This is a genomic window from Actinotalea ferrariae, assembly GCF_019733465.1.
In the GTDB taxonomy this organism is placed as follows: domain Bacteria; phylum Actinomycetota; class Actinomycetes; order Actinomycetales; family Cellulomonadaceae; genus Actinotalea; species Actinotalea ferrariae_A.
Window position 1 is genome coordinate 329 of sequence record NZ_JACVQL010000319.1, and the last position, 7,760, is coordinate 8,088.

Here is a 7,760-nt window from a genome sequence, read left to right on the forward strand (position 1 = left end):
CGTGTCGGTGGTCGGCTCCGCGGTCGCCGTCGCGTCGGTGGTCGGCTCCGCGGTCGCCGTCGCGTCGGTGGTCGGCTCCTCGGTCGCCGTCGCGTCGGTGGTCGGCTCCTCCGTCGGCGCTGCGTCCGGCGTCGCCTCGTCGGACCCGGGGGCCTCCGGGGTGGCGTCGTCCGTGAGCGGCGCCGTGGTCGGGGCGGACGTGTCCTCCGCGTCCGGCGCCTCGTCCGTCGCGAGCGGCTCCTCGGCCTCCGTGGTGCCGGACGCGTCCTGCGTGCCCTCGAGGTCCGACGGCGGCTCGGCGACCTCGTCGGTCGCGTCCTCGTCGGTCGGGTTCACCTCGGGCGCGGCGCCGTCAGGCGTGCTGGGGGCGACGTCGACGGCCGGCAGGGCCTGGGCGTCGTCGGACCCCGGGGTGGTCTCCGTGGTGCCCTCCGGGCGCTCCTGCTCGGTCACTGGACCTCAACTCCCTCGATGGTGACCTCGGTGGCCGGCGTCTGCGCGGTCCCCTCGGCGATGCCGGCGTCGGCGACTGCCCGGAGCACGTCCAGGCCTTCGGTGATGCGTCCGAACACGGTGTACCCGCCGGCGGCGTCGGCGGGGATGGTCGAGTCCTCGTAGACGAGGAAGAACTGGCTGCCCATGCTGCCCGCGTCGCCGCCCTGTCGCGCCATGGCCACGGTACCGGCCGGGTAGACGTCGTCCGCCGGGGCGTTCTCGATCGGGCCGAAGCGCCAGTCGGGGCCGCCGGTGCCGGTGCCGGTCGGGTCGCCGCACTGGAGCACGGCGATGCCGTCCGCCTGCGTCGTCGTCAGGCGGTGGCACGAGGTGCCGTCGAAGAACCCCTCGCGGGCGAGCGTCACGAACGACGCGACGGCCTGCGGGGCAGCGGCACCGTCGAGCTCGACGGACAGGGCGCCCACCGTGGTCGCCAGCGTGCCGGTCCAGGTGCGGCCCTCGGCGAGCGCCGGGTCGGGCGCGGGGACCGCGGGCGGCGTCGACTCCTCGGCGAGCGGCGTCTCGGTCGTCGCCGGCTGGCTCACCTCGGGGGAGGGGCCGGCCAGCGTGGCGTCGTCGTCGCCGGTCTGCTGGACGACGACGAGCACCACCGCGACGAGCGCGAGCCCGGCGAGGGCTGATCCGGCGATGACGCGGCGCCGGCGGCGCTGCGCACGGATCTCGGCCTGGCGGGCGAGCCACTTCTCGTGACGTCGGCGGGCGTACTCCCGCTCACGCTTGCTCGGCGACACCCGCACTCCCGTCTCGATCGGTGCGGGCCCGGCCCGCGATGGCCGCCCGGGGCTGCGTGCAGCGGCCCGAGCCTCGCACAGTCTAGGCAAGGCGACCGCTGCGGACCGCCCCACGGCGCCGCGCGCACGTCACGGTCGGGTCTCGGCGTCGCCCGCCGCGCCGTCACTAGGCTCGTCGGATGCAGATCGAGACCGTCGTCGCGCCGCTGCTCGGCGCCCTGTGCCACGTCCTCGCGGAGCCCGACGGCCGGTGCGTCGTCGTCGACCCCGGCGCGGGCGTGGTCGACGACGTCGCCGCGCTCGTCCGGCGCGCAGGGTGGACGCCGGTCGCCGTGCTGCTGACCCACGGCCACGTCGACCACACGTGGGACGCGGCGGCCGTGGGGGACCGGTTCGGCGTGCCGGTGCACGTGCACGAGGGCGACGCCTACCGGCTGGCCGACCCCGTCGGGTCGCTCGGACCGCTCGGGCACCAGCTCGCGGCGATGACGGGCCTCGACGCACCACCCGCGCCGGCCGACGTCCGGACCTTCGACGCGGCGGCCGGGCACGAGACGCCTCTCGCGCTGGGGGACGACGACGCGGTCCAGGTCACCGCGCTCCACAGCCCGGGCCACACGCAGGGCTCGACCGTCTACCTCGTGCGGGACGCCGCCGGCTCGCCGGTGGCGCTCACGGGTGACGTGCTGTTCGCCGGCAGCATCGGCCGCACCGACCTGCCGGGCGGTGACGACGCCGCGATGGGGCGCACGCTCGCGCGGCTGACGACGCTCGACCCGGCGACGCGCGTCCTGCCCGGCCACGGGCCGACGTCGACCGTCGCGGCCGAGCTCGCCGGCAACCCGTACCTGCGCCCCCACCGCTGAGCCCTGCCTCCGCCCGGGCGGCTGAGCGCGCTCCCGCTGCCTGCGGCACGGGTCCGCGCCGTGCCGACCTAGGATCGAGCACCATGGCGCGCCCCACCCCCCTCTCCGGCTTCCCCGAGTGGCTCCCGGCCGAGCGGCTCGTCGAGCAGCACGTGCTCGACGTGCTCCGCCGGACGTTCGAGCTGCACGGCTTCGCGAACATCGAGACGCGCGCCGTCGAGCCGCTCGACCAGCTGCTGCGCAAGGGGGAGACCTCGAAGGAGGTCTACACGCTCCACCGCCTCCAGGAGACCGACGAGGAGCGCGCCGGCCGCGGCCACCGCGAGACGGAGGGCGCCGGGCTCGGGCTCCACTTCGACCTCACGGTGCCGTTCGCGCGGTACGTGCTCGAGAACGCCGGCAAGCTCGCGTTCCCGTTCCGCCGCCACCAGATCCAGAAGGTGTGGCGCGGCGAGCGGCCGCAGGAGGGGCGCTTCCGCGAGTTCACGCAGGCGGACATCGACGTCGTCGGCCAGGGCGAGCTGCCCTACCACCTCGAGGTCGAGCTGCCGCTCGTGATCGCGGAGGCCTTCGCGGCGCTCGCCGAGGTCGGCGTGCCGCCCGTGCGGATCCTCGTCAACAACCGCCGCGTCATGGAGGGCTTCGCCCAGGGGCTCGGCGTCGCCGAGGTCGAGGCGGTGCTGCGTGCGCTCGACAAGCTCGACAAGGTCGGGCCCGAGGCGGTCGCCACGATGCTCCGCGAGCAGGCGGGGGCCGACGACGCCCAGGCCGCCGCGCTGCTCGAGCTCGCCGCGATCCGCGGCGAGGACGCGTCGGTGGCCGACGACGTGCGCCTGCTCGCCGAGCGCCACGGGGTCACGGGCGAGCTCCTGGACCAGGGGCTCGACGAGCTCGCCGCCCTCATGCGCTCGGCGTCCGCGCGGGCGCGTGGGGTCATCGTGGCCGACCTCAAGATCGCGCGCGGGCTCGACTACTACACGGGTTCCGTCTACGAGACCGTCCTGGTCGGGCACGAGGACCTGGGCTCGATCTGCTCGGGCGGCCGGTACGACGCGCTCGCCTCGGACGGGGCGACGACGTACCCCGGGGTCGGGCTGTCGGTCGGCGTCTCCCGGCTCGTGTCCCGGCTGCTGTCGGCCGGCCTGGTCCGCGCGACCCGGTCGGTGCCCAGCGCGGTGCTCGTCGCGGTGACGTCGGAGGAGACGAGGGCCGCGAGCGACGCGGTCGCGGTCGCCCTGCGCTCGCGCGGGATCCCCGTGGAGGTGGCGCCCGCGGCGGCGAAGTTCGGCAAGCAGATCCGGCACGCCGACCGGCGGGGCATCCCGTTCGTCTGGTTCCCCGGCGACGCCGGGGCCGAGCCGCCGACCGTCGACCAGGTCAAGGACATCCGCAGCGGCGAGCAGGTCGAGGCCGACGCCGCGTCCTGGGAGCCGCCCGCCGAGGACCGGCACGTCCGGGTGGTGCCCGCCGGCTGACGCCCGGCCTGGAGCACCGGCGCGGGTTGACGCGGCGGTCGAACACGTGTTCGACTCGTCGCATGAGGTGGGACGGCCAGCGGATCGGCGCCGACGACGGCGCGCTCCCTGACCTGACCATGCCGGACCTCGCGCTGCACGGGCTCCTGCGCAGCGTCCGGACGCCCGACTTCGCGGGTGTCACGTTCCACGAGGTCGCCGCGAAGAGCGCGCTCAACAAGGTCCCCGCAGCCTCGTCGATGCCCTTCCGCTGGACCATCAACCCGATGCGAGGCTGCCTCCATGCGTGTGCGTACTGCCTGAGCGGCGACACGGGCATCCTCCTCGCCGACGGTCGCACACGGCGGCTCGACGACGTCCGGGTCGGTGACCGAGTCGTGGGCACGCGTCTCGAGGGGCGCTATCGCCGCTACGTGACGACCGAGGTCCTCGCGCACTGGCGCACCGAGAAGCGCGCGTACCGAGTCACCCTGGCTGACAGCACGACGCTGGTGGCGAGCGGCGACCATCGCTTCCTCACCGAGCGTGGCTGGAAGCACGTCACCGGTGGGGGCGCCAGGGACGCTCGGCGCCCCCACCTGACGTCGAACAACTCCCTCCTCGGGTTCGGGCAGGGAGACGCCACGGCACCCAAGGAGGACGCGGAGTACCGCCGCGGGTACCTGACGGGAATGATCCGCGGGGATGCCCACGTCGGCCGGTATGCAGATTCGAGGCCAGGCCGCGAGGGTCAGGTGCTCTACCGCTTCCGCCTCGCGCTCGCCGATGAGGAAGCCCTGGATCGCAGCCGGACCTACCTGGCCGACGAAGGGATCAGCACGACGACGTTCCGCTTCTCGCCGGTATCCGAGAAGCGGCGGGAGATGACGGGCCTGCGAGCGTCGTCCCGCCGCGCGATCGAGGCGGTCGAAGCACTCACAGCGTGGCCTCTCGATGCCACCGATCAGTGGTCCCGCGGATTCCTGGCCGGGATCTTCGATGCCGAGGGCAGTTGCTCGCGAGGCGTGCTGCGAATCTCCAACTCGGACCCGACGATCATCGGCGCCATCACCGCCGCGCTCGCGCGGTTCGACCTGCGGCACGTGGTCGAGGACCACGGTCGTGCGAACCGCGTGACGAACGTCCGCCTCCTCGGTGGCCTGCCCGCCCGGATGCGGTTCTTCCTGCTGACGGACCCGGCCATCACGCGCAAGCGCAGTCTTGTGGGGGGTGCCGTGAAGTCAGCCGCGGCGCTCGAGGTCGTGGGGATCGACGACCTCGGAGTCGTGATGCCCATGGTGGACATCACGACCGGTACGGGTGACTTCGTCGCCAACGGGGTGATCAGCCACAACTGCTTCGCCCGGCCGACGCACGAGTACCTCGACCTCGACGCGGGCCGTGACTTCGAGACGCAGATCGTCGTCAAGACGAACGTCGTCGAGGTGCTGCGGGCGGAGCTCGCGCGGCCGTCCTGGCGGCGCGAGCACGTCGCCCTCGGCACGAACACGGACCCGTACCAGCGGGCCGAGGGCCGCTACCGGCTCATGCCCGGGATCATCGACGCCCTCGCGTCGTCCGGCACCCCGTTCTCGATCCTCACCAAGGGCACCCTGCTGCGGCGGGACATCCCAGCGCTCGTCGAGGCGCAGCGGCGTGTCCCTGTCGGCGTCGCCATCTCGCTGGCTGTGCTCGACCACGACCTCCAGCAGTCCGTCGAGCCGGGCACGCCCACCGCGCGGGCGCGCCTCGACCTCGTGCGCGCGCTGCGCGATGTCGGCCTGCCGTGCGGCGTGCTCGTCGCCCCGGTGATGCCGTGGCTCACGGACTCGGTCGAGCACCTCGACGGGCTGCTGGCCGAGCTGGCCGCCGCGGGCGCGACCGGTGTGACGGCGCTGCCCCTGCACCTGCGCGGCTCGGTCAAGCCGTGGTTCCTGCGGTGGCTCGCCTCCGAGCGCCCGGACCTCGTCGGCAGGTACCGGCGCCTCTACGGCACCGGCGCCTACGCGCCTCGGGAGTACAAGGACTGGCTTCACGCACGGCTGACGCCGCTGCTCGCGGCGCACGGCTTCGGAACGCCCGCGGCACGGCAGGCCGACGGTGCGGTCCGGCCGGAGGAGGGCACCTACCCCCGCGGCAGCATGGCCGGCTGGGACGCCGACCTCACGCCGCCCACGCTCGACCTCGGCCCGGCGCAGCCCGTGCTGTTCTGAGGGGCCGACCCGTGCTCTTCGGAGGGACCTACGCGGGGTCCTCGGGCACCGTCTCGGGGTCCTCCTCGGGTTCGAACGTCGACGGCGCCCCCGCACCCAGGCCGACGCCCTCGTCCGACGTCCCCTCCAGACCGTCCCCCGACCCGTGGGCGGCGGCGACCTCGTCCGCCCCGCCGGGCTCGCTCGTGACGTCGCCGTGCTTGTGGCTGCTCTCGTGCTCGCTCATGCGCCCATCGTCCGTCCGGGTGACCCGATCCGCGCGCCGGGCCCGCGCGGCGCGAGCCGGCGCCGAGCCGGCACGGCGTCTGCGACCATCGGCGACGTGCGACGACGCGACCCCGGACCCGGCGAGCGGTACGACGTCGTCGTCGTGGGCTCCGGCTTCGGCGGGAGCGTCGCCGCGCTGCGGCTCACCGAGAAGGGGTACCGCGTCGCGGTGCTCGAGGCCGGGCGCCGGTTCGCCGACGACGACTTCGCCCGCACGTCGTGGGACCTGCGCCGGTTCCTGTGGGCGCCGCGGCTGGGCTGCTACGGCATCCAGCGGATCCACCGCGTCTCGGACTCGCTCCTGCTCGCGGGCGCGGGTGTCGGCGGCGGGTCGCTCGTGTACGCGAACACGCTCTACGAGCCGCTCCCCCACTTCTACCGCGACCCGCAGTGGGCGCACCTCACCGACTGGGCCGCCGAGCTCGCGCCCTGGTACGACCAGGCGTCGCGCATGCTGGGCGTCACCGCCAACCCGACGACGACGGCGTCGGACCGGCTGTTCGCGACCGTGGCCGAGCGCATGGGGGTCGGCGGCACCGTCCGCCCGGCACCGGTCGGCGTCGTGTTCGGCCGGCCGGGGGAGCGCGTGCCGGACCCCTTCTTCGGCGGCGCCGGCCCGGAACGCACGGCGTGCACCGAGTGCGGCGCCTGCATGACGGGGTGCCGGGTCGGTGCGAAGAACACGCTGGTGAAGAACTACCTCCACCTGGCCGAGCGCGCCGGCGCCGTCGTCGTCCCGATGACCACGGTGACGCGGCTGCGCACGGCGCCGGGCGGTGGCTGGTCCGTCGAGGCGGCCGGCACCGCCGACCGTCGACCGTCCGTCTGGCACGCCGACCAGGTGGTGCTCGCGGCGGGCACCTACAACACCCAGCTGCTGCTGCACCGCGCGCGGCGGCGGGGCGACCTGCGGATCTCGGCCCGGCTCGGCACCGCCACCCGCACGAACTCCGAGGCCCTGGTCGGCGGCAGCGCCCCGCGCGTCGACCCGGCGCGACCGCTCTCGCGGGGCGTCGCCATCACCTCGTCCTTCTACCCGGACGCGCGCACCCACGTCGAACCCGTGCGGTACGCCGCGGGCAGCAACGCCATGGCCCTGCTGCAGACGGTGCTCACGACGGGCGGCCCGCGGAGCACCCGCTGGCTGCGCATCCTCGCCACCGCGGCCGGGGAGCTCGTGCGCCGGCCGGTCACCTCCGTCTGTGCCCGCGTCCCGTACCGGTGGAGCGAGCGGACGGCGATCGCGCTCGTGATGCAGGCGCTCGACAACTCGCTCGTCACCGGCCTCCGGCGCGGGCTCACCGGCTGGCGCCTCGTGAGCAGGCAGGGACCGGGCGAGCCGAACCCGACGTGGATCCCCGCCGCCGACCGCGCGGCGCGCCTCATCGCCGAGGAGCTCGGCGGGGTGCCCGGCAGCTCGTGGGGCGACGTCGCCAACATGCCGCTCACCGCGCACTTCATCGGCGGCTGCCCGATCGGGGCCGACGAGCACGCCGGCGTGCTCGACGCGTACCAGCGCGTGCACGGGCACCCCACGCTGCACGTGCTCGACGGCGCGGCGGTGAGCGCCAACCTCGGCGTCAACCCGTCCCTGACCATCGCGGCGCAGGCCGAGCGCGCCACCTCGCTCTGGCCCAACCGCGGCGAGCCCGACCCGCGGCCGGCCGACCAGCGGGTCTACGTCCGGCTGCCGCCCGTCCCGCCGCGGGCGCC

At 75.0% G+C, this 7,760-nt stretch carries 6 protein-coding genes and 1 pseudogene; 4 read left to right on the forward strand and 3 right to left on the reverse strand.

What is annotated here, in order from left to right:
- A pseudogene (locus ICW40_RS18840) lies at positions 1–453 on the reverse strand (hypothetical protein); the annotation flags it as partial.
- On the reverse strand, positions 450–1,247 hold the full coding sequence (locus ICW40_RS18845; RefSeq protein WP_221655531.1) for a peptidylprolyl isomerase: 798 nt from the start codon (positions 1,245–1,247) through the stop codon (positions 450–452). The pseudogene ICW40_RS18840 and the gene ICW40_RS18845, both read right to left, overlap by 4 nt.
- Before the next feature lie 179 nt (positions 1,248–1,426).
- On the opposite strand from ICW40_RS18845, the gene ICW40_RS18850 reads away from it, so the two are divergent.
- From ICW40_RS18850 to ICW40_RS18860, 3 genes are all read left to right on the forward strand, one after another.
- Complete coding sequence (locus ICW40_RS18850; RefSeq protein ID WP_221655532.1) at positions 1,427–2,113, forward strand: MBL fold metallo-hydrolase; 687 nt, start codon at positions 1,427–1,429, stop codon at positions 2,111–2,113.
- A gap of 83 nt (positions 2,114–2,196) precedes the next feature.
- Positions 2,197–3,588, forward strand: coding sequence for a histidine--tRNA ligase (gene hisS / locus ICW40_RS18855; RefSeq protein ID WP_221655533.1), 1,392 nt, complete (start codon positions 2,197–2,199; stop codon positions 3,586–3,588).
- A gap of 62 nt (positions 3,589–3,650) precedes the next feature.
- Positions 3,651–5,780, forward strand: coding sequence for an intein-containing Rv2578c family radical SAM protein (locus tag ICW40_RS18860; RefSeq protein ID WP_221655534.1), 2,130 nt, complete (start codon positions 3,651–3,653; stop codon positions 5,778–5,780).
- 28 nt (positions 5,781–5,808) lie between these two features.
- Here ICW40_RS18860 and ICW40_RS18865 read toward each other — a convergent pair whose 3' ends face one another.
- On the reverse strand, positions 5,809–6,006 hold the full coding sequence (locus tag ICW40_RS18865; RefSeq protein WP_221655535.1) for a hypothetical protein: 198 nt from the start codon (positions 6,004–6,006) through the stop codon (positions 5,809–5,811).
- A gap of 96 nt (positions 6,007–6,102) precedes the next feature.
- On the opposite strand from ICW40_RS18865, the gene ICW40_RS18870 reads away from it, so the two are divergent.
- On the forward strand, positions 6,103–7,760 hold a 1,658-nt coding region (locus ICW40_RS18870), incomplete at its 3' end, for an FAD-dependent oxidoreductase (protein ID WP_221655536.1).